The sequence below is a fragment of the Falsiroseomonas stagni DSM 19981 genome (assembly GCF_900114315.1).
Lineage (GTDB): Bacteria > Pseudomonadota > Alphaproteobacteria > Acetobacterales > Acetobacteraceae > Falsiroseomonas > Falsiroseomonas stagni.
Map to the genome: position 1 here is coordinate 865,461 of NZ_FOSQ01000001.1, position 18,353 is coordinate 883,813.

At 69.8% G+C, this 18,353-nt stretch carries 16 protein-coding genes, 1 tRNA gene, 1 pseudogene and 2 riboswitches; of the genes and pseudogenes, 8 read left to right on the forward strand and 10 right to left on the reverse strand.

The features are described 5' to 3' along the window. Positions 1–214 precede the first annotated feature (214 nt). The 6 genes and pseudogenes from gcvP to metZ form a co-directional block, all read right to left on the reverse strand. Positions 215–3,121: an aminomethyl-transferring glycine dehydrogenase gene (gcvP, locus tag BM041_RS04065; protein WP_092955797.1), complete on the reverse strand. Its 2,907-nt coding sequence runs from the start codon at positions 3,119–3,121 to the stop codon at positions 215–217. Continuing rightward, on the reverse strand, positions 3,118–3,495 hold the full coding sequence (gene gcvH / locus BM041_RS04070) for a glycine cleavage system protein GcvH (RefSeq protein WP_092955800.1): 378 nt from the start codon (positions 3,493–3,495) through the stop codon (positions 3,118–3,120). Before gcvH ends, gcvP begins: the two co-directional genes overlap by 4 nt. Before the next feature lie 14 nt (positions 3,496–3,509). Further along, entirely contained in the window at positions 3,510–4,625 is a 1,116-nt protein-coding gene (gene gcvT / locus BM041_RS04075) for a glycine cleavage system aminomethyltransferase GcvT (RefSeq protein ID WP_281244497.1), read from the reverse strand. 48 nt (positions 4,626–4,673) lie between these two features. Then, positions 4,674–4,781, reverse strand: a riboswitch (glycine riboswitch). Beyond that, positions 4,782–4,904: riboswitch (glycine riboswitch) on the reverse strand. Between the two features lie 58 nt (positions 4,905–4,962). Then, positions 4,963–5,370: a Co2+/Mg2+ efflux protein ApaG gene (gene apaG / locus BM041_RS04080; RefSeq protein WP_092955803.1), complete on the reverse strand. Its 408-nt coding sequence runs from the start codon at positions 5,368–5,370 to the stop codon at positions 4,963–4,965. Positions 5,371–5,427: 57 nt separating this feature from the next. Beyond that, on the reverse strand, positions 5,428–6,051 hold the full coding sequence (locus BM041_RS04085; protein WP_092955806.1) for a LysE family translocator: 624 nt from the start codon (positions 6,049–6,051) through the stop codon (positions 5,428–5,430). 205 nt (positions 6,052–6,256) lie between these two features. Beyond that, positions 6,257–7,450 (reverse strand): annotated as a pseudogene (gene metZ / locus BM041_RS04090) (O-succinylhomoserine sulfhydrylase); the annotation flags it as partial. Between the two features lie 281 nt (positions 7,451–7,731). On the opposite strand from metZ, the gene BM041_RS04095 reads away from it, so the two are divergent. Beyond that, a tRNA-Gly gene (locus BM041_RS04095) sits at positions 7,732–7,806 on the forward strand. Positions 7,807–7,845: 39 nt separating this feature from the next. Here BM041_RS04095 and BM041_RS04100 read toward each other — a convergent pair. Genes BM041_RS04100 through BM041_RS04110 form a run of 3 tightly spaced genes read right to left on the reverse strand, consistent with a single transcriptional unit; the run spans position 7,846 to position 10,957 of the window. Continuing rightward, positions 7,846–8,925, reverse strand: coding sequence for a hypothetical protein (locus BM041_RS04100; protein WP_092955812.1), 1,080 nt, complete (start codon positions 8,923–8,925; stop codon positions 7,846–7,848). After that, positions 8,922–10,043, reverse strand: coding sequence for a glycosyltransferase family 4 protein (locus tag BM041_RS04105; RefSeq protein ID WP_092955815.1), 1,122 nt, complete (start codon positions 10,041–10,043; stop codon positions 8,922–8,924). The genes BM041_RS04100 and BM041_RS04105 overlap by 4 nt, the downstream gene beginning before the upstream one ends. A gap of 5 nt (positions 10,044–10,048) precedes the next feature. After that, on the reverse strand, positions 10,049–10,957 hold the full coding sequence (locus tag BM041_RS04110; RefSeq protein WP_139225947.1) for a hypothetical protein: 909 nt from the start codon (positions 10,955–10,957) through the stop codon (positions 10,049–10,051). A 225-nt stretch (positions 10,958–11,182) separates the two neighbouring features. On the opposite strand from BM041_RS04110, the gene BM041_RS04115 reads away from it, so the two are divergent. From BM041_RS04115 to BM041_RS04145, 7 genes are all read left to right on the forward strand, one after another. Beyond that, complete coding sequence (locus BM041_RS04115) at positions 11,183–12,172, forward strand: isopenicillin N synthase family dioxygenase (protein ID WP_092955821.1); 990 nt, start codon at positions 11,183–11,185, stop codon at positions 12,170–12,172. Positions 12,173–12,233: 61 nt separating this feature from the next. After that, positions 12,234–13,265, forward strand: a complete 1,032-nt coding sequence (locus BM041_RS04120) for an extracellular solute-binding protein (protein WP_175533721.1) — start codon at positions 12,234–12,236, stop codon at positions 13,263–13,265. A 27-nt stretch (positions 13,266–13,292) separates the two neighbouring features. After that, a complete protein-coding gene (locus tag BM041_RS04125; protein WP_092955826.1) occupies positions 13,293–14,360 on the forward strand; it encodes an ABC transporter ATP-binding protein in 1,068 nt (355 codons plus the stop codon). Between the two features lie 25 nt (positions 14,361–14,385). Then, entirely contained in the window at positions 14,386–15,240 is an 855-nt protein-coding gene (locus tag BM041_RS04130) for an ABC transporter permease (protein ID WP_217648607.1), read from the forward strand. Next, entirely contained in the window at positions 15,237–16,013 is a 777-nt protein-coding gene (locus BM041_RS04135; protein ID WP_092955832.1) for an ABC transporter permease, read from the forward strand. Before BM041_RS04130 ends, BM041_RS04135 begins: the two co-directional genes overlap by 4 nt. Positions 16,014–16,085: 72 nt before the next feature. After that, the gene (locus BM041_RS04140; protein WP_175533722.1) at positions 16,086–16,787 is read left to right on the forward strand and encodes an isochorismatase family protein; all 702 of its coding nucleotides are present in this window, start codon (positions 16,086–16,088) and stop codon (positions 16,785–16,787) included. Between the two features lie 31 nt (positions 16,788–16,818). Then, complete coding sequence (locus BM041_RS04145; protein ID WP_092955838.1) at positions 16,819–17,286, forward strand: BLUF domain-containing protein; 468 nt, start codon at positions 16,819–16,821, stop codon at positions 17,284–17,286. Positions 17,287–17,288: 2 nt separating this feature from the next. Here BM041_RS04145 and BM041_RS04150 read toward each other — a convergent pair whose 3' ends face one another. After that, a complete protein-coding gene (locus BM041_RS04150; protein WP_092955841.1) occupies positions 17,289–18,302 on the reverse strand; it encodes a nitrile hydratase subunit alpha in 1,014 nt (337 codons plus the stop codon). Positions 18,303–18,353: the final 51 nt, after the last annotated feature.

Here is an 18,353-nt window from a genome sequence, read left to right on the forward strand (position 1 = left end):
TCGCAGGGGGGGCGCTGCCCCCCTGCACCCCCCGCCAGGGTCCAGCGGGACCCTGGACCGCGGGCATAACGACGAAGGGGGAGGGGGCCGAAGTGCCCCCTCCCCCTTCGTCGTTGTATCTCATGGGTTCCAAGGGCCCGCTGGCCCTTGGTGGGTGGGGTGCGGGGAGGGCAAAGCCCTCCCTGCGGCAACCGGCGCCGCCCCCGCGAAACCCCTATTCCGCCGCTTGCGCGTAGGCTTCCAGCGGTGCGCAGGTGCAGACCAGGTTGCGGTCGCCGTGGACGTTGTCCACGCGCTTGACCGGCGGCCAGTATTTCTGCCGGGCGACGTAGGGCAGGGGGAAGGCGGCCTGCTGGCGGCTGTAGGGGTGCGTCCATGCCTCCGCCGTGACTTCGGCGGCGGTGTGGGGCGCGTTCTTCAGCGGGTTGTCCTTCGCGTCCATCCGGCCCTGTTCGATGGCGCGGATTTCGGCGCGGATCGAGACCATGGCTTCGATGAAGCGATCGAGTTCGCCCTTGGTCTCGGATTCCGTCGGCTCCACCATGAGCGTGCCGGTGACGGGCCAGGACATTGTGGGGGCGTGGAAGCCGTAATCCTGCAGGCGCTTGGCGATGTCCTCGACCGAGGCGCCGCCATTCTGCTGGAAGCCGCGGCAATCCAGGATGCATTCATGCGCCACCATGCCCTGCCGGCCGCGGTAGAGCACGGGGTAGTGTTCCGCCAGCTTCACCGCCATGTAGTTGGCGTTGAGGATGGCGACTTCCGTCGCGCGCTTGAGGCCTTCCGGCCCCATCATGCGGATGTAGGCGTAGGAGATCGGCAGGATGGAGGCGCTGCCGAAGGGCGCGGCGCTGACCGGCCCGTGGGAGGTCGCCTGCGGCCCCGCTTCCGCGAGCAGCGGGTGGGAGGGCAGGTAGGGCGCCAGGTGCGCGGCGACGCCGATCGGGCCGACGCCGGGACCGCCGCCGCCATGCGGGATGCAGAAGGTCTTGTGCAGGTTCAGGTGGCAGACATCGGCGCCGATCGCGGCCGGTGAGGTCAGGCCCACCTGCGCGTTCATGTTGGCGCCGTCCATGTAGACCTGGCCGCCCTTCTCATGGATCAGGGCGCAGATCTCCCGGATCGCTTCCTCGAAGACGCCATGGGTCGAGGGGTAGGTGACCATCAGCGCGGAGAGGCGTTCCGCGTGCTGGTCCGCCTTGGCGCGGAGGTCGTCGAGATCGACATTGCCGTCCCGGTCGCAGCCGACGACGACGACCTTCATCCCCGCCATGACGGCGGAGGCGGGGTTGGTGCCATGGGCGGAGGAGGGGATCAGGCAGACATCGCGCTGCGTATCGCCACGGGCGCGGTGATAGGCGCGGATGGCGAGCAGCCCCGCATATTCACCGGCGCTGCCGGCATTGGGCTGGAGGGAGACGGCGGCGAAGCCGGTGACGGCGCAGAGCCATCCTTCCAGCCGCTTGATCATCTCCAGGTAGCCCGTCGCCTGGTCCACGGGCGCGAAGGGGTGGATGGCGCCGAAGCCGGGGAAGGTCACGGGGATCATCTCCGCCGTGGCGTTCAGCTTCATGGTGCAGGACCCCAGCGGGATCATGCTGCGGTTCAGCGCGACGTCCTTGTCCTCCAGCTTCTTGAGGTAGCGGAGCATCGCGTGTTCGGCGTGGTGGCTGCGGAAGACCTCCGCGGTCAGGAAGGCGCTGGCGCGGGTCAGCGAACCGGGGATGCCGCCTTCGGCATCCACCGCATCCAGCCTGGGCGCCGCGGTGCCGGCGGCTTCCGCGATGGCAGCAACGAGCGCGAGCAGGTCGTCGCGCGTCACCGTCTCATCGAGGGCGATGCCGATGCCCTGGTCCGCGTGGCGGGCCAGGTTGAAGCCGCGCTTGAGGGCGGCGGCCATCAGCGCATCGGCCTTCGCGCCGGCTTCGATCGTGATGGTGTCGAAGAAGTCGTGATGGCGCAGCTTGAAGCCCGCGCGCTTCGCGGCACCGGCGAGCAGGCGGGCCTGCAGCGCGATGCGCTTCGCGATGCGGGTCAGGCCTTCGGGGCCGTGCCAGACGGCGTACATGGAGGCCATGACGGCCAGCAGCACCTGCGCGGTGCAGATGTTGCTTGTCGCCTTCTCTCGCCGGATGTGCTGTTCGCGCGTCTGGAGGGCCAGGCGCATGGCGGGATGGCCGGCGGCGTCGAGGGAAACGCCGACCAGGCGGCCCGGCATCAGGCGCTTATGGGCGTCCTTCACCGCCATGTAGGCGGCGTGCGGGCCGCCATAGCCCATCGGCACGCCGAAGCGCTGGGTGGAGCCGATGACGACGTCGGCGCCCATCTCCCCGGGCGGCTTCAGCAGCACGAGGGAGAGCGGATCGGCCGCCACGATGGCGAGGCCGCCGGCGCCATGGACCGCCGCGATTTCCCGCGTCAGGTCACGGGCTTCGCCGGTGGTGCCGGGATATTGCAGCAGCAGCGCGAAGGGCTTTTGCGCGGCTGCCGCGGCGACGATCTCGGCAGGGGTCGCGATGGTCACGCGAAAACCCAGCGGCTCCGCGCGCGCTTCCACCACCGCGCGGGTCTGCGGGTGGACGTCGGACGCGATGATCAGCGTGTCCGACTTGCCCTTGGTCGCGGCGTGGGCCAGCGCCATGGCTTCCGCCGCCGCCGTCGCTTCATCGAGGAGCGAGGCGTTGGCGACGGGCAGGCCGGCGAGGTCTGTCACCAGCGTCTGGAAATTCAGCAGCGCTTCCAGACGGCCCTGGGCGAGTTCGGCCTGGTAGGGCGTGTAGGCGGTGTACCAGCCCGGATTCTCCAGCACGTTGCGCAGGATGACGGGCGGCGTCAGCGTGCCGTGGTAGCCCATGCCGATCAGGGACTTGATGTCGGCGCGGTTCTTCGCGGCCAGGCCACGCAGTTCCGCGATCACTTCCGCTTCCGTCGCCGGCGGCGGCAGGGGGAGCGCGGCGGTGCTGCGGATGGCCGCGGGCACGGTGCGGGCGGCGAGCGCTTCCAGGCTCTCCGCGCCAACCGTCTCCAGCATCGTGGCGATCTCGGCCTCGGAGGGGCCGATATGGCGCCGGGCGAATTCGCCCTTGTCCTCCAGCGCGGTCAGGTCGGAGAGGACGCTCATGCCAGCGTCTCCAGGAAGGCGGCGTAGGCGGCTTCGTCCATCAGGGCGGCGATGGCGGCTTCGTCCACGGCGGTCAGCTTGAAGAACCAGCCATCGCCGGTCGGGTCGCTGTTGATCAGCGCGGGATTCTCCGCGACGCCGGCATTGGATTCGACGACGCGGCCGGCGACGGGGGCATAGACGTCGGAGGCGGCCTTCACGCTCTCGACGACGGCGCAGGCCTCGCCTTCCGCGACCTCGCGGCCGGCCTCGGGCAGGTCCACGAAGACGACGTCACCCAGCGCGTTCTGCGCATGGTCGGTGATGCCGATGGTGGCGACATCGCCCTCCAGCCGCACCCATTCATGGTCCTTGGTGAAGCGCAGTTCGGCCATTGTCCGGGTCCTTCTCAGCGGGCGTAGCGGTGGGGGGTGAAGGGCAGGGCGGCGACGCGGCCAGGCAGGGCCTTGCCGCGCACCATCAGGTCGAGCGGTGCATTGTCCGTGGCGGCGGCGCGGGCCAGGTAGCCCATGGCGACGGGGCCGTTGACGGAGGGGCCGAAGCCGCCGGAGGTGATCTCGCCCACCGCCTCGCCCCCACGTGCATGGACGGGGGTGTGGCCGCGGGCGGGCTGGCGGCCTTCCGGCAGGATGCCGACGCGAAGCCGCTTCGGGCCGTTGTCCAGCTCCTCCCGCACGCGTTCGGCGCCGAGGAAGTCGAACGCCATGCGGCGGCGCTTGCCGATGGACCAGACCAGATTGGCCTCGACCGGGCTCGTCGTCTCATCGAGGTCGTTGCCGTAGAGGCAGAGGCCGGCTTCCAGCCGCAGGGAATCCCGGGCGCCGAGGCCGGCGGGCTGCACGCCGGGCAGCGCCAGCAGGGCGCGGGCGAAGGCTTCCGCCTGGTCCGCGGGGACGGAGACTTCGACCCCATCCTCCCCGGTGTAGCCGCTGCGGCTGACGATGGCGGGGATGCCGGCGATGGTGAACTGGCCGATGCCCATGAAGGTGAGCTGCGCGATGCCGGGCGCGAGGGTCGCGATGGCGGCGACGGCAGCCGGGCCCTGCAGGGCGATCAGCGCGCGGTCGGGCAGGGGGTTGAGCCGGACGCCCGTCGGCAGCACGGCCTCGATCGCGGGGATGTCGAGGTGCTTGCGCGACGCGTTCAGCACCAGGAACAGCCGGTCGCCGAGATTGGCGACCATGAAATCATCCAGGATGCCGCCCGTTTCGGTCATCAGCACGCCGTAGCGCTGGCGGCCAGGCTTCAGCGCCTGCACATCCGCCGGCGTCAGCTTTTCCAGCGCCGCAGCCGCGCCTTCCCCGACCAGCTCCGCCTGGCCCATATGGGAGACGTCGAACAGCCCGGCGGCGGCGCGGGTGTGCAGATGCTCCCCCATGATGCCGAGCGGATACTGCACGGGCATGGAATAGCCGGCGAAGGGGACCATGCGGCCGCCCAATTCGCGATGCAGCGATGCCAACGGAGTCTCGAGCAGCGTTTCGCTGCTTGTGTTTTCGGCCACGGTGCCCCCACAGGCGTTGCCCCCGCCGAAGTGGCGTGGGTTGATCCGTGGCCCCCCTCTGTCCCGTGACCTGAGAGATTCGGCCCGACCCGTTCCGGGGGTGCCTTACTCCGTCGGTGCCACACCCCGTTCGGGATGCAGGCTTTCCAGAGGTCCCTTCTCCGCGCGGTTCCTTCTGCCTGAGCGTTTCCGGGGGCCGGTTGCGCCTTCGGCGGCGGTGATGATCGCGTCCGGGACATGACCCGGGGCGATTCGCCCGCTCTCTCCCGCGCGGTATCGACGGGATGGCCTGCGTATGCCCGACCGGGGGGCGGGGCGCAACCGTGGGATGCGGGGTTCAGTGCACCCGGCTGGTGGGCTGGTGGGGGCTGTCCAGGCTGAAGGGGGGGATCGCCACGTCGAAGGCCTCTCCCGTCGCCGTCACGACCATGTGGTAGGCGCCGCGCATGAAGCCCGATGGCGTGGAGAGCGGCGTGCCGGAGGTGTATTCGAAGTTCTGCCCGGGCTCGAGCACCGGCTGTTCGCCGACCACGCCTTCGCCATGCACCTGCTGCGTGCGGCCCTGGGCATCCGTGATGCGCCAACTGCGCTTGAGCAGTTGCACGGTGTGCCGGCCGCGATTCTCGATGGTGACGCGATAGGCCCAGACGAAGTGGCTGCGATCCGGCTCCGACTGGTCCGCCAGGTAGAAGCTGCGGACGGAGACGCGGATATCCCGCGTGGTTTCGCTGTAATCGTCAGCCATGGCGTTGTTCCCCCGTGCCGAATCCTGGACGCGGCGCCGGGCGCTGTCCAGCCATGGTCAGGCCCGGCGGAGCGCCACCGCCAGCCCCGCCGCCACCAGCACCGAACCGCCCGCCCGGTTCAGCAGCCGCCGCACCGAAGGCCGGCGCACCGCGCCGGAGAGCTTGCCCGCCAGCATCGCGTAGGACAGGGCATTGATGGCGGCGATGGTGACGAAGGTCGCGACCAGGATCGCGGCCTGCGTCACGAAACCGCCCCGGGCATCGATGAACTGCGGCACGAAGGCCACGAAGAAGACGATGCCCTTGGGGTTCAGCGCCGTGACGATGAAGGCCTGGCGGAAGGCGCGGGAGGGTGGCAGCGGTGGCGCTGCCTCCGCCGTCACCGGCGCCCGCCACATCTGGACGCCAAGCCAGACCAGATAGGCCGCGCCCCCCCATTTCACCGCGGTGAACAGCGTGGCGGAGGCCGCCAGCAGCGCGCCGAGCCCGGCCAGGGACAGCACCATGGCCACCAGGTCGCCCAGCGCCACCCCGGCCGCCAGTGGCAGCGCGTTGCGGAGCCCCCCACCCAGGCTACCTCCACCAAGACTTTGGCCGATGACCAGCAGGATGGTGGGGCCGGGGATCAGCACCATCACCGCCGCCGCGGCGCAGAAGGCGAGCCAGGTGGAAAGCTCCACGGCGCTATCCGCCCTTGCGCTTCGGGGCTTCCGGCAGCGGCGCCGTCAGTTCGAACAGCGTCGCATCCGCGGGGGCCTCGGCCTTCGGCGCCGCCTTGGGCTTCGGGGCCTTCTTCGGCTTCGGCGCGGCTTCCGCAGCCGTTTCCGGCGCAGGCACCGGCTCGACCTCGACGATCGGCACACGGCGGGTCGGCGCGGGGGCTGGGGCGATGGCGTCCAGCGCCTCCGACACATCGGCGATCAGGTCGGCCACATCCTCCAGCCCCACGGAGAAGCGGATGGTGCCGTCGGTGATGCCGAGCTTGGCGCGTTCCTCCGCGCCCACGCGCATATGCGTCGTCGTTGCGGGATGCGTCACCAGCGACTTCGCATCGCCGAGGTTGTTGGAGACGTCGACGAGCTTGAGGGCATCGAGGAACCGGAACGCCGCTTCCTTGCCGCCCTTCACGTCGAAGGTGACCAGGCTGCCGCCGGCCGCCATCTGCGCCTTGGCCAGCGCATGCTGCGGATGGTCCACGCGGAAGGGGTAGAGAACGCGCGAGATCTCGCTGCGCTCCGCCAGGAAATCGGCGATGGCGGCGGCGCTGCGGCACATCGCGGGCAGGCGCAGGTGCAGCGTCTCCAGCCCCTTCAGGATGACCCAGGCATTGAACGGGCTGATGGAGGGGCCGGTGTTGCGGATGAAGGGCTGCAGCACCTCATCCACCCACTTCTTGCGGCCGAGCACGGCGCCGCCCAGCACGCGGCCCTGGCCGTCCATGTGCTTGGTGCAGGAATAGACGACGACATCGGCGCCGAACTGCATGGGCTTCTGCAGCAGGGGCGTCGCGAAGACGTTGTCCACCACGACGATGGCGCCGGCTGCATGCGCCAGGTCGCAGACCGCGGCCATGTCCACCAGTTCCAGCATCGGGTTGGACGGCGTTTCCAGCAGCACGAGGTTGGCCGGCTTCGACAGCGCGGCCTTCCACTGGCCGAGGTCCCCGCAATCCACGAACTCGCAGGTGATGCCGTAGCGCGGCAGCAGGGTGGAACAGATCCAGTGGCAGGACCCGAACAGGGCGCGGGAGGCGACGACGCGGTCGCCCGCCTTCAGGTGCGACAGCATGGAGGCATGGACGGCGGCCATGCCGGTCGCCGTCAGCCGGCAGGCTTCCGCCCCCTCCAGCGCCGCCAGCCGGTCCTCCAGCATGGTGGTGGTCGGGTTGCCGAAGCGGGAATACTGGTAGTGCTGGACGGTGCCGAGGAAGGTTTCCTCCGCCTGGCCGGCGCTTTCATAGACGAAGCCGGAGGTCAGGTAGAGCGCCTCCGACGTCTCGTCATGGTTGGAGCGCATCTGGCCGCCGCGGACCAGCAGGGTCGCGGGGCGGAGGGGACGGTCAGGCAGGGACTTGGCCATCGGAACACCTTCTGGGCAGCCTGGCTGCCGAAACGCGGCGTCCGGCCCCCCTTTCGGGGCACGTCGGGCGGCGCACGGCCCACCCGGCGGCCCTTTAGCGCGCTTGTTTTCGGCGGAACGCCCGCCGCCCGCATCACCGGGACCTCGCCGCAATCAGGCCGGACAAATCGCGAGGGGCGCCAGGGCGCCGCCATGACGGATAGGCGCGGGGGCGGTGGGGGTCAAGGCATGGCTTGCGGGGTGTGCGGCGGGCGCGGTATGAAGGGGGACACCTCAGTGCTGCGGGCGTAGTTCAGAGGTAGAACGTCAGCTTCCCAAGCTGAATGTCGTGGGTTCGATTCCCATCGCCCGCTCCACCCTGTCCTCCTGCCATCGTGCCGTCCGGCCGCCGGCCGTCAGGCGATGCCGGCCGCGACGCGCTGGGTCACCTCGTTGAAGCCCCAGAAGCTGCGAAGCGAGAGCCGGATCTTGCTGGGGCCCAGGAAGCCGCGCGGGACGGCCCCGCCCGGCAGATGGCCGGCGAACAGGCGCTGCCAGAAGGCGACATGCAGGTATTCATGCGCCAGGGGGACATAGGCGCCGCCGCCCTGCGACCCGGGCCAGAATTCATAGGGGAAGCGGCCGAGATGGGTGCCGCGCTTGCCGAAATACCTCGCCTCTACCGAGACGCTGGAGGTGACGGAGACGATCTCGGCGATCTGGTCGCTCGACACGATCCGGTAGAAATTCTCCTCCACCGGGACAACGCGGTGGAAGGGCACCCGCGCGAAGATGCCGAAATCGTCGTGGTTGAAGGGGTGGGGCTTGAAGCCCGCCCGTTCGAAGGTCTGGAAGCGCCTGGTGTCGTAGGGCAGGGGCGCGGTGGCGAGGTCCACCAGCGCCCCGTCATGGATCAGCACCTTGTCGTCGGCTGTCTGGCCGAAGAAGACCACCCTCACATCCTTCGGGATGCCGATCGTGTCCTTCATCAAGCCCCCGCGCAGCAGCGCGGCCTCGCGGAAGAACATCTCCTCCGCGATGGCGAATTCCGTCAGGCGGTGCTGCACATCGGGGTCGGAACTGCGGAAGCCCAGCACCACGTCTTCGAGGAATCGCACGGGGTGCAGCACCACGTCGATGAACGGGATGCCGAGGAGATCGAGGCTGCGGAGCAGAAGCTGGTTACCCTCGAACAGCACGACGAAATCGGCATCGCCGTAGATCGCCTGCACGTAGTCGAGGAAGGCGGGCGTCGGTTCCGCGTGGTAGAGCGCGGCCCAGCTTCGCACGCTGCATTCCCGGTCGAAGCGCGAATAGGCGTCCCACAGGGAGAAGTGCTCCGGCTGGCCGAGGATGGGCTCGACCGGCGCGCCCACGGCCTCCGCGATCGCCCAGCCGACGATGGTGTGCAGCCAGCGGATGTTGCCGTTCTGCTTGGCGGCGTTCCCGCCATGGTCATAGGGACGAAGGACGTCGCCGGAGATCGCGATCCTCATGCCGCGACGCCGGTGACGCAGGCGACGAGGCGCTGGATGGTCGTGGCGTGGCGCGTGCTGTAGCGCGCCTCGATGAAGGCGGGCGCGCGTTCCGCCAGTTCCAGCCGCGCGGTCGGATCGTGCAGCAGGCGGCGCAGATGCAGGACGAATTCCTCCCGCGTCCGGGCCAGCAGGAAGGGCGCGGTGGCGGGATCGTGCGGGACGCCGCGCAGGGCTTCGCCGGTGACGACGGCCGGGATGCCGAAGCCGGCATATTCGATCGTCTTCACCTTGAGCCCGCCGCCGTAATAGACGGGGTTGATGGCGATGTCGGCGTCCAGATAGGCGGCTTCCAGCTGTTCCCGCTGCAGTCGGCCATGCCGCACCACGCCCTGCGCCTCCGCGGGGATGGAGGCGCCGACGGCGCCGACCACGTCGAGCCGCAGGTCGCCCTGCCGGACGAGGGGCCAGACCTCGCGGCAGAACCAGCGCATGCCGTCCGCATTCATCGGGCTGTTGCCGCCGACGAACAGGACGGAGACCGGGCGGCTGCGATAGCGGCGCGGCGGCGGCGGCGCGACCATGAGGGGGAGGTAGAGGACGCGGGCCCGCCCCAGCGCGCGGCCGAGATGGTCCAGATCCTCGCGCTGGATGGCCAGGATGCAGTCGAAGCGATGCAGGATGCGGAGTTCGTCCTGGCTGGTGATGGTGATGTGGTGCTTCTTGCCGAAGCGCGCGAAGGTCCTGGCGCGCTGGGACATCACGTCATGCGTGTCCAGCACCTTGAAGGGCGGCGCGCCGGAGCAGAGCGCGAGATAGGCGGTGGTGACGTATTCGTAGATGCCGAGCTGCGGGCGGTGTTCCTGGCAGAAGGCGGCGAAGGCGGACGCGGTGGCCGCATCGAAGCCGAATTCGATCCCCTTCGGCTGCTCCGGCTTCTGGGTGGGCGGGACCGCGATCGCGGTGGAGGAGAAGACCGGCACGGGCGTGCCCTTCGGCACCTCCCGCTGCGTCCTGTTGATGAAGAAGACGCCGACGCTGGCGGAAGGGGCGAGGGCGGTGACGAGCTGGTGGATCCGCTCCTCGCTGCCCAGCGAGCGTTCCCAGAAGGCGACATCCGTGACGAAGACCACATCCACGGCGGTCAGGCCCTCGCGATCTCGATCCTGGACATCGCGATGCCGAGCTTCCGCGTATCGGCGCCTGTGCCCATGGAGGCCGGGGATTCCATCATCTTCAGGGTGAAGGAGAGGACTTCGTATTCCTCATCCGCCGTCTTCGGCAGATCGACCACGGCTTCCCACAGCCCGTCCTCCTGCCCCCGCGCCAGGTCGAGCGCGACGCGGCCCATGCGGGCGGAGAGGTGGAAGCGGATATCGATCCAGGGCGGCGACCACATCTGGAAGGTGAAGCGGAGGCGCCCGCCGCGGAGGTTCGGCACCAGCACGGTGGAGACCGGGCCGGGGCCGGACCAGCGCAGCGTCACCGCGCCCTGCTGCTCCCGCGGGTGCCAGTTGCGACCGATGAATTGGCGGTCGGAGGCGAAGAGCACGGCCAGCGGCTCCGGCTTCGCCGTCTCCTCGCCCGGCAGATGCGCCATGGGCAGGGGATCGATGCGCAGCACTTCGTGCAGCGGGCGGTGATGGGCGTTCAGCTGCCGGTCGAGCAGGTAGACGAGGCCCGTGAGGCTGGCGATCCTGCGGTTCTGCAGGTCGATCACGGCGCGCATGGCGTCGAGCATGGCAGCGGGCTCACCCGCTGCGGCCGCCGAGAGCCGGGCCAGGGCCGGGGCGGCGGCCTGCTCGATCTCCGCGAGGGCGCGGGCGCCGGCATGGGCCAGCAGGACGGAATCGAAGCTCGCCTCCGGCGGCTGCACCCCCTGCGCGGCGAGCTCCGCGAGCGAGATGTTGCGGAATCGCCCCGGGACGGGCGCCGCGCCGGGCCGCGCATCCTCGCCTGCGGGCGGGACCGGCGCCGGCGCGACGGCCCCCGTGCCTTCCGGCCGCTCCATGTCGTGGAGTTCGCTGGCGTGGTCGCGGAGAGGTCGCATCATGGCTCGCCCAGGCCGTTGCCGGGTCCGTTTACCATTCTTCCCTTGGGTTGCGAAAGGCAGCGACTGATCGCGCGGGGGATGAGCAGGGGGGTTCCGCCTTCCCTCCCGGTCAATGACGGCACCACGGCACGGCGTTTGCTGAACGCACCCCCAGCTTGAGGCATGGCCCGCTGGGATGCATGCTGCCCACCGCATTTGCGGTTAAGGCCAGCGAAGGGGTTGCACATGACAGTGGCAGAGGCTGCCGTGCTTCCGGACAGGCTTCCCCTGGTGGACCTCTCGGCGCTTGGTACGCCGGAGGGCGACCAGGCCATCGCGACGGAGCTGGACGCGGCCTTCGGTGGGATCGGCTTCGCCTATTTCGCCAATACGCCCATCACCCTCGCGCAGCAGGACGCCATCGTCGCGGCGTCCCGCGCCTTCCACGCCCTGCCCGATGCCGCCAAGCGCGCCATCGACATGAACGAATTCCACCGGGGCTACATGGCGCCCAAGACCTCCGTCATCGCCACCTCCTCGGTCGCCAAGGTCACGAAGCCCAACTACTCCGAGAGCTTCATGTTCATGCATGAGGTGGCCCCGGATGATCCGCGCTTCGGCCTGCCCTTGCAGGGGCCGAACCGGTGGCCGGCGGAACTGCCGGCATTCCGCGACGCGGTGCTGGCCTACCAGGCCGCCATGGAGGATTTCTGCCGCCGGCTGCTGCGGCCCGTCGCCATCGCGCTCGGCCTGGCGCCGGATTTCCTGCTGCCCTTCTTCGAGAAGCCGACCACCTTCCTGCGTCTGCTGCACTACCCGCCCCAGGCGCCGGACAGCGCGGATGACGAATTCGGATCGGCGCCGCACACCGACTACGGCTTCCTGACCATCCTGCTGCAGGACATGTCGGGCGGGCTGGAGGTGCGGCGCAAGGATGGCGCCTGGCTGAAGGCCACGCCGATCCGCGGCACCTATGTGGTGAATGTGGCGGACATGCTGGCGCGCTGGACCAATGGCCGCTGGCAATCCACGCCGCACCGCGTGAAGAACCTGTCGGGCGGGGATCGCTATTCCTGCCCCTATTTCTTCGACATGGACATGGATGCGCGGGTGGAATGCCTGGCCACCTGCACCGATGCCGGGAACCCGCCGCGCTTCCCGCCCGTGCTCTATGGCGACTATCTGCTGGAACGGCTGAACAAGAACTACGCTTATCGCCAGCCCCCCGCCGCCTGACGCCACGCCTGACATGCCCCGCCCCACCACGCCCCGTCACGACGCCCAAGGATCGCCCGCCATGAACCTCACCCGACGCGCCGCCCTCGGCGGCATCGCGGCGCTGGCCGCAAGCCAGGGCGCGCAGGCGCAATCCGGCGCGCCCTTCGTCATCAACACCTATGGCGGGCGGTGGGAGCAGTTCTGGCGCAGCGCCATCGTGCCGCGGTTGACCCAGGCCATCGGCCGTCCCGTGCGGCTCGACATCGGGGTCGGCAGCGGCTGGGTGACGAATTTCCGCGCCGCCGGCCGGGGCACGCCGCCCTTCCCGGGGCTGATGACGAATGAACGCTTCGCCGTGCTGCTGCGGCAGGAGGAATTCTTCTCCGCCCTGCCGGCGGCGGCCATCCCGAACCTGGCGAATGTGCTGCCCGTGGCGCGCACGGCGGGGGGGATGGGGGTGATCGGCATGATCTCCCCCATCGGGATCGCCTATCGCACGGACATGGTGCGCGTGCCGCCGAGGAGCTGGCGGGAGCTGTGGGACCCGCGCTACCGCGGGCAGCTCGGCCTCTATTCCATCACCAATTCCGCGGCGATCATGCTGCTGATGCAGGCGGGCACCATGTTCGGCCGCGGGCCGGACGACCTCGATACGGGCATCGCCAAGATGGCGGAGCTGAAGCCCTTCCCGCAGGTCGCCTTCTCCGGCCAGATCGCGCCGCTGCTGGCGCAGGGCCAGGTCGCCATCGCGCCGCTGGACTACGGGGAGGTCATTCCCCTGAAGCGCCGCGGCGTGCCGATCGAGATCATCCAGCCGGAGGACGGGCTGATGATGTTCGACCAGACCTTCAGCATCGCCGCCAGCGCGAATGCCGCCGACCGGGACGCGATGGCGAAGTATATCGACCTGATCCTCTCGCCCGAATTGCAGCTGCAGCTCGCGCGGGAGTTCTTCGTGGCGCCGGTGAATTCCACCGTCGCCATCCCGCAGGACCTGGCCGATGCCCTGCCCATCACGCAGGACGCGCTGCGCCGCACGCTGACCTTCGACTGGGGCCTGGCCGCGCGTATGGCGACGCAGATGAATGAGCGCTGGGCGCGGGCGATCTGACGGCATCGCGGCGCGGGGGGCGCCGGCGTGACGCAGATCGATGTCGTCGGCCTCACCAAGCGCTACGGCACCACGCTGGCGCTGGATGGGGTCAGCCTGCAGGCGCGGGAGGGGGAACTCGTCTCCCTCCTCGGCCCGTCGGGCTGCGGGAAGACGACGACCTTGCGCTGCATGGCGGGGTTCATGGACCCCGATGCCGGGGACATCCTGGTGGATGGCACCAGTGTCACGCGCCTGCCGCCGCAGAAGCGCAATTTCGGCGTGGTGTTCCAGAACTACGCGCTGTTCCCGCATCTCAGCGTCTTCGACAACGTCGCCTATGGCCTGGCGGTGCGGCGCCTGCCGAAGGCGGAACAGCGCGCCCGCGTGGCCGATGCGCTGGCGATGGTGCGCCTCCAGGGGCTGGAGGACCGGCTGCCGCGCGCCCTGTCCGGCGGCCAGCAGCAGCGCGTGGCACTCGCCCGCGCGCTGGTCATCCGGCCGCGGCTGCTGCTGCTGGACGAACCGCTGGCGAACCTCGATGCCCGGCTGCGGGAGGAGGTGCGCTGGCTGATCCGCGACGTGCAGCAGCAATCCCGCATCACGGCGTTCTACGTCACGCATGACCAGGCTGAGGCGATGGCGCTGTCCGACCGCATCGCGGTGATGAAGGCCGGCCGCGTCGCGCAATTCGCCACACCGCGGGAGATCTACCAGCGCCCCGCGGAAGCCTATGTCGCCCGCTTCACGGGGGATGCCAACATCATTCCCGCCCGCCCGCGGGACCGCACGGCGGATGGCGGCTTCCACGTGCCCTTCGGCGGCGTCATGCTGCCCGTGCCGGGGGTGGATGGCATCCGCCCCGGCGATCCCGCCATGCTGATGCTGCGGCCGGAGGCACTCTCCCTCATCGATCCGGGGGCGGAGGGCGTCATCCCCGCGCTGGTGCTCGGCACCGCCTTCCTGGGCGCCGCCCTGGCCTGCGAGGTGTCGCTGGCCGATGGCACGCGGCTGCGCCTGCAGGCCAGCCCGCATGCGCCGGTGCAGCCGGGGATGACGGTGGGGCTGCGGGTGGATACCGCCCATGCCTGGCTGATGCCGGATGTCCTGTCATGAAGGGCGCGTTGCCGCGCGGGCCGCAGTGAGGCGGCTGCTGCCCCGCCTGCTGCTGGGCCTGCCCGCGGTGGCGCTGCTGACGCTGTTCTTCGTGCTGCCCTATGTCGAGATGGTGGCGATGAGCTTCCGGGCCCCGGCCTTCGGCCAGCCCTTCGGCAGCGGCCATACGCTGATGCATTACGGCCGCGCGCTGGGCGACCCGATCTATACCGGCGCCCTGTTGCGCAGCCTGCTGACGGGGGCGCTCATCACGGCGCTCTGCCTGGTGATCTCCTTCCCGCTGGCGCTGCATCTCTCCCGCCTCCAGGGGCGATGGCATGTGGTGTTCTATGCCTGCATCGTGTCGCCGCTGCTGATCGGCGTGCTGGTGCGCAATTTCGGCTGGATGGTACTGGTGGCGGTGGATGGGCCGTTCAACCGCTGGCTGCTGGCGGCGGGGCTGATCGAGCGCCCGTTCCGCGTGCTGTTCACCCAGGGCCTGGTGGTGATGGCGCTGGTGCATGTCTTCACGCCCTTCATGGTGCTGCCCATCGCGACGGCGCTGCGCAATGTCCGGCCGGAGTTGCGCGATGCCTCGGCCTCGCTCGGCGCGGGGGGGTGGGAGACGTTCCGGCGCGTGACGCTGCCGCTGTCCTTCCCCGGCGTGCAGGCGGGCGTCACGCTGGTCTTCGTGCTGTCCGTCGCCGCCTATGTGACGCCGGCGCTGCTGGGCGGGCAGGGCATCGCCTACATGCCGGCGGTGGTGGTGCGCGAATTGATCGGGTCCTTCGCCTGGCCCTTCGGCGCGGCGCTGGCCGTCATCATGGCAGCATCCACGCTGGCGGTCGTCACGGTCTTCACCCTGGCCACGCACCGGCTGGCGGAACGGACGCGCGGATGATGCGGGCGCTTTCCGCCGCCGTGCTCGGCGTGATCTACGCCTTCCTGCTGCTGCCGCTGGTGGCGGTGGTGGCGGCGTCGCTGACGGCGGGCGAATTGATGCGCGTGCCGCCGCAGGGGCTGTCGCTGAAATGGTTCGCCCGCTTCCTGGCGAGCGAGACCTTCCGGGAGGCGCTGCTGCTGTCGCTGCAGGTCGCGGTGACGACGGTGGTGGTGACGGTGGTGCTGGCGACGCTGGCGGCGCTGTGCCACCGCGCGCTGTCGCGCCGCCTGGCCGCCACCTACCGCGTGGCGATGACGCTGCCGCTGCTGCTGCCCGAATTGCTGACGGCGATCGGGCTGCTGTTCTTCCTGAACGGCCTGGGGCTGGGCAAGACGCTGACGGGGCTGCAGATCGCGCATGTCGTCATCGCCTTCCCCTTCGCCTTCCTCGCCATCGTGGCGGCGCTGGAACAGGTGGACCCGGCGATGGAGGAGGCTTCCGCCAGCCTCGGCGCCGGCGGGTTCGGCACCTTCCGGCGCGTGCTGCTGCCGCTGATCCGCCCGGGGATGCTGACGGGGGGGCTCTTCGCCTTCATCGTCAGCTTCGACATGTTCACCATTTCCCTGCTGCTGAAGCCGGTTGGCGGGAACACGCTGCCGCTCGCGCTGTTCGACTTCCTGACCTACGATTTCGACCCCACGGCGGCCGCGGCGGCGACGCTGTCCGTTATCGCGGCCGTGATCGGGGTGCTGGCGATCGAGCGCATGGTGGGGCTGAAGCGCGCCTTCTGACGACCAAACCCACGACTTCACGCGCCGCCGCGCTGGGTTATGCTGTCCCCAATCAACCAAGGGGGACGTGCCATGGCGGAAGACCTGGAAAAGCTCGCGAAATGGCGGGGCTTCGTGCCGGATGAGGAACTGGAGACCTATCGCAAGGGCGGTTTCGCGCGGCGCATCGGGATCGGTCGCCGACCGGCGCTGCTGAACATCGATACCACCTACATGTTCGTCGATCCCGCCTATTCGCAATGCGGGCGGGAGATGCCGGAACTGCTGGCGTCCCTGACGCGGCTGACGGCACTGTTCCGCAAGCTGGACCTGCCGATCTACTATTCGCGGCGCGACGACCGCACCCATCCCAGCTATCGCGGCATCTGGAACCTCAAGCTCGGCACCGCCGGAGATTACCAATACAGCCGCGATCCCCGCGCCGATGAATGGCCGGAGGCCTATGCACCGCGGGAGCAGGACCGGGTCGTGATGAAGAACAAGCCGTCCTGCTTCTTCGCGACGCCGCTGGAGGCGTTCCTGCGCTACGACGAGGTCGATACCGTCATCATCTGCGGCATCAGCACCTCCGGCTGCGTCCGCGCGGGGGCGATGGACGCCTTCTCCCACAATTTCCGCACGGTGCTGGTGGAGGATGCCTGCGGGGATCGCAGCCCGAGCGCGCATCGCGCCAATCTTTTTGATCTCGACATGAAATTCGCGGATGTCGAGAGCCTGGACTATGTGGAGCGGGAGCTGACGGCGCGGTTCGCGCTGCCCCGCGCGGCGGAGTGATGGCAGCGGGTGGCGCCGGGCCGCGCCGCTGATGATGCCCCACGAGGGCGGCGGCGGCGGCCGCGGCGGGCTGTTCGCGCTGTCCTATGTCAGCCGCGCGGTGGAACCTGACAGCGGCAGTCTGCATCGCGTGGCGCGGGAGATCGCGGAACATGCCGGCGCCCGCAACGGGAGTGTTTGCCTCACCGGGGCGCTCTGCCTTGGTGACGGATGCTTCGCGCAGGTGCTGGAAGGCCCGGGCCCCGCGGTGCTGGACACTTTCGACCGCATCCTGCTGGACCCGCGGCACCGGGATGTGCGGCTGCTGGAATTCGTCCCCATCGCATCCCGCCGCTTCGCGGGACGGAGCATGGCGTTCTCCGGCGAATTGGCGCCCGGCATCCTGGCCGGTGCCGCGGTGGAGCACCGGTTGATGGAACGCCTGGGCCGCGGCAGCGTGGCGCACCAGGCGCAGGTGATCGCCACCGCGATGGAGGCAGGCCTGCGCCCGATCGCCTGATCTCAGGGCGCGCGCGCGGTGGTGACGCCGATCATCGAATCCCGGGTCACGAGCGTGGCGAGGCGCGTCTCCTCCCAGCCCTCCGTGCCCGCCGGACGGGCGGGGATGACGAGGTAGCGGAGCTCCGCATTGCTGTCATGGACGCGCAACTCCGTGCCCGGCGGCAGTTCCGTGCCGAATTCGCGGAGGATGCCGCGGGGGTCCCGCACCGCGCGGGCGCGGTAGGCGCGGCTTTTGTACCAGGCGGGCGGGCGGCCGATGATGGTGCGGGGGTAGCAGGAGCAGAGCGTGCAGACGACGAGGTGATGGCGATCCGCGGTGTTGAACAGCGCCGCCAGCTTCGTCCCCGCCGCGTCCAGCCCCAACTCCTTCACCGCCGCCGGCGCATCCGCCGCCAGCCGCGCGGCGAAATCCGCATCAACCCAGGCGCGCGCCACCACCGCGGCGCCGTCATGCGGGCTGCGGGCATCCATCCGCTCGATCTCCGCGCGGATTTCCTCCGGTGTCAGCACGCCCTTGGCGACGATGAGGTTGCGGACCGCCATGCCGCGGAGACGCAGGGGGGAGAGCACCGTCTCCCCGGCATCGTGATCCGCCTGGTAGGGATGATCGTCGTCATGGTCATGGTCATGGTCGTGGTCATGGTCGTGGTCATGACCATGGTGGTGCCCGGCGGCCTCGTCCTCCACGCGGTCGAGCCCCTCGGCGCGCAGCCGCGCCTCCTCCGCCTCCAGCGCCGCGATCGTCAGCGTGCCTTTCTCCAGCAGCAGGGATGAGAAGGCGAGGATCCAGCGTTCGTAGTATGGCATCGCCCAGTAGGTGGCGTCATCGAGCTGTTCCTGCACGCGCCGGCTCTCATCGGTGGTGAAGAGCCGCCGCCTGCCGTCGGCCAGCAGCATGCGGATGGCGTCCGCCTCGCGCTCCCAATGCGCGGCCTCATGCTCCTCCCGCTCCACCGGGCCGTCGTAGCGGCCGCCGGCATCGTGCGGCGGATGGGTGGGGGGCAGGTCGTGCATGGCGGCGTTCCTCGGTGCTTGGGCGCAGGCTATCGGCGCGGACGCATCGCC

What these genes read in the sequence shown, in the direction of transcription:
- gcvP (WP_092955797.1), bottom strand. Translation starts at nt 3,121, where the DNA reads ATGAGCGTCCTCTCCGACCTGACCGCGCTGGAGGACAAGGGCGAATTC.
- gcvH (WP_092955800.1), bottom strand. Translation starts at nt 3,495, where the DNA reads ATGGCCGAACTGCGCTTCACCAAGGACCATGAATGGGTGCGGCTGGAG.
- BM041_RS04100 (WP_092955812.1), bottom strand. Translation starts at nt 8,925, where the DNA reads ATGAGGATCGCGATCTCCGGCGACGTCCTTCGTCCCTATGACCATGGC.
- BM041_RS04150 (WP_092955841.1), bottom strand. Translation starts at nt 18,302, where the DNA reads ATGCACGACCTGCCCCCCACCCATCCGCCGCACGATGCCGGCGGCCGC.
- BM041_RS04145 (WP_092955838.1), top strand. Translation starts at nt 16,819, where the DNA reads ATGATGCCCCACGAGGGCGGCGGCGGCGGCCGCGGCGGGCTGTTCGCG.
- BM041_RS04120 (WP_175533721.1), top strand. Translation starts at nt 12,234, where the DNA reads ATGAACCTCACCCGACGCGCCGCCCTCGGCGGCATCGCGGCGCTGGCC.
- apaG (WP_092955803.1), bottom strand. Translation starts at nt 5,370, where the DNA reads ATGGCTGACGATTACAGCGAAACCACGCGGGATATCCGCGTCTCCGTC.
- BM041_RS04110 (WP_139225947.1), bottom strand. Translation starts at nt 10,957, where the DNA reads ATGATGCGACCTCTCCGCGACCACGCCAGCGAACTCCACGACATGGAG.
- BM041_RS04135 (WP_092955832.1), top strand. Translation starts at nt 15,237, where the DNA reads ATGATGCGGGCGCTTTCCGCCGCCGTGCTCGGCGTGATCTACGCCTTC.
- BM041_RS04115 (WP_092955821.1), top strand. Translation starts at nt 11,183, where the DNA reads ATGACAGTGGCAGAGGCTGCCGTGCTTCCGGACAGGCTTCCCCTGGTG.
- BM041_RS04140 (WP_175533722.1), top strand. Translation starts at nt 16,086, where the DNA reads ATGGCGGAAGACCTGGAAAAGCTCGCGAAATGGCGGGGCTTCGTGCCG.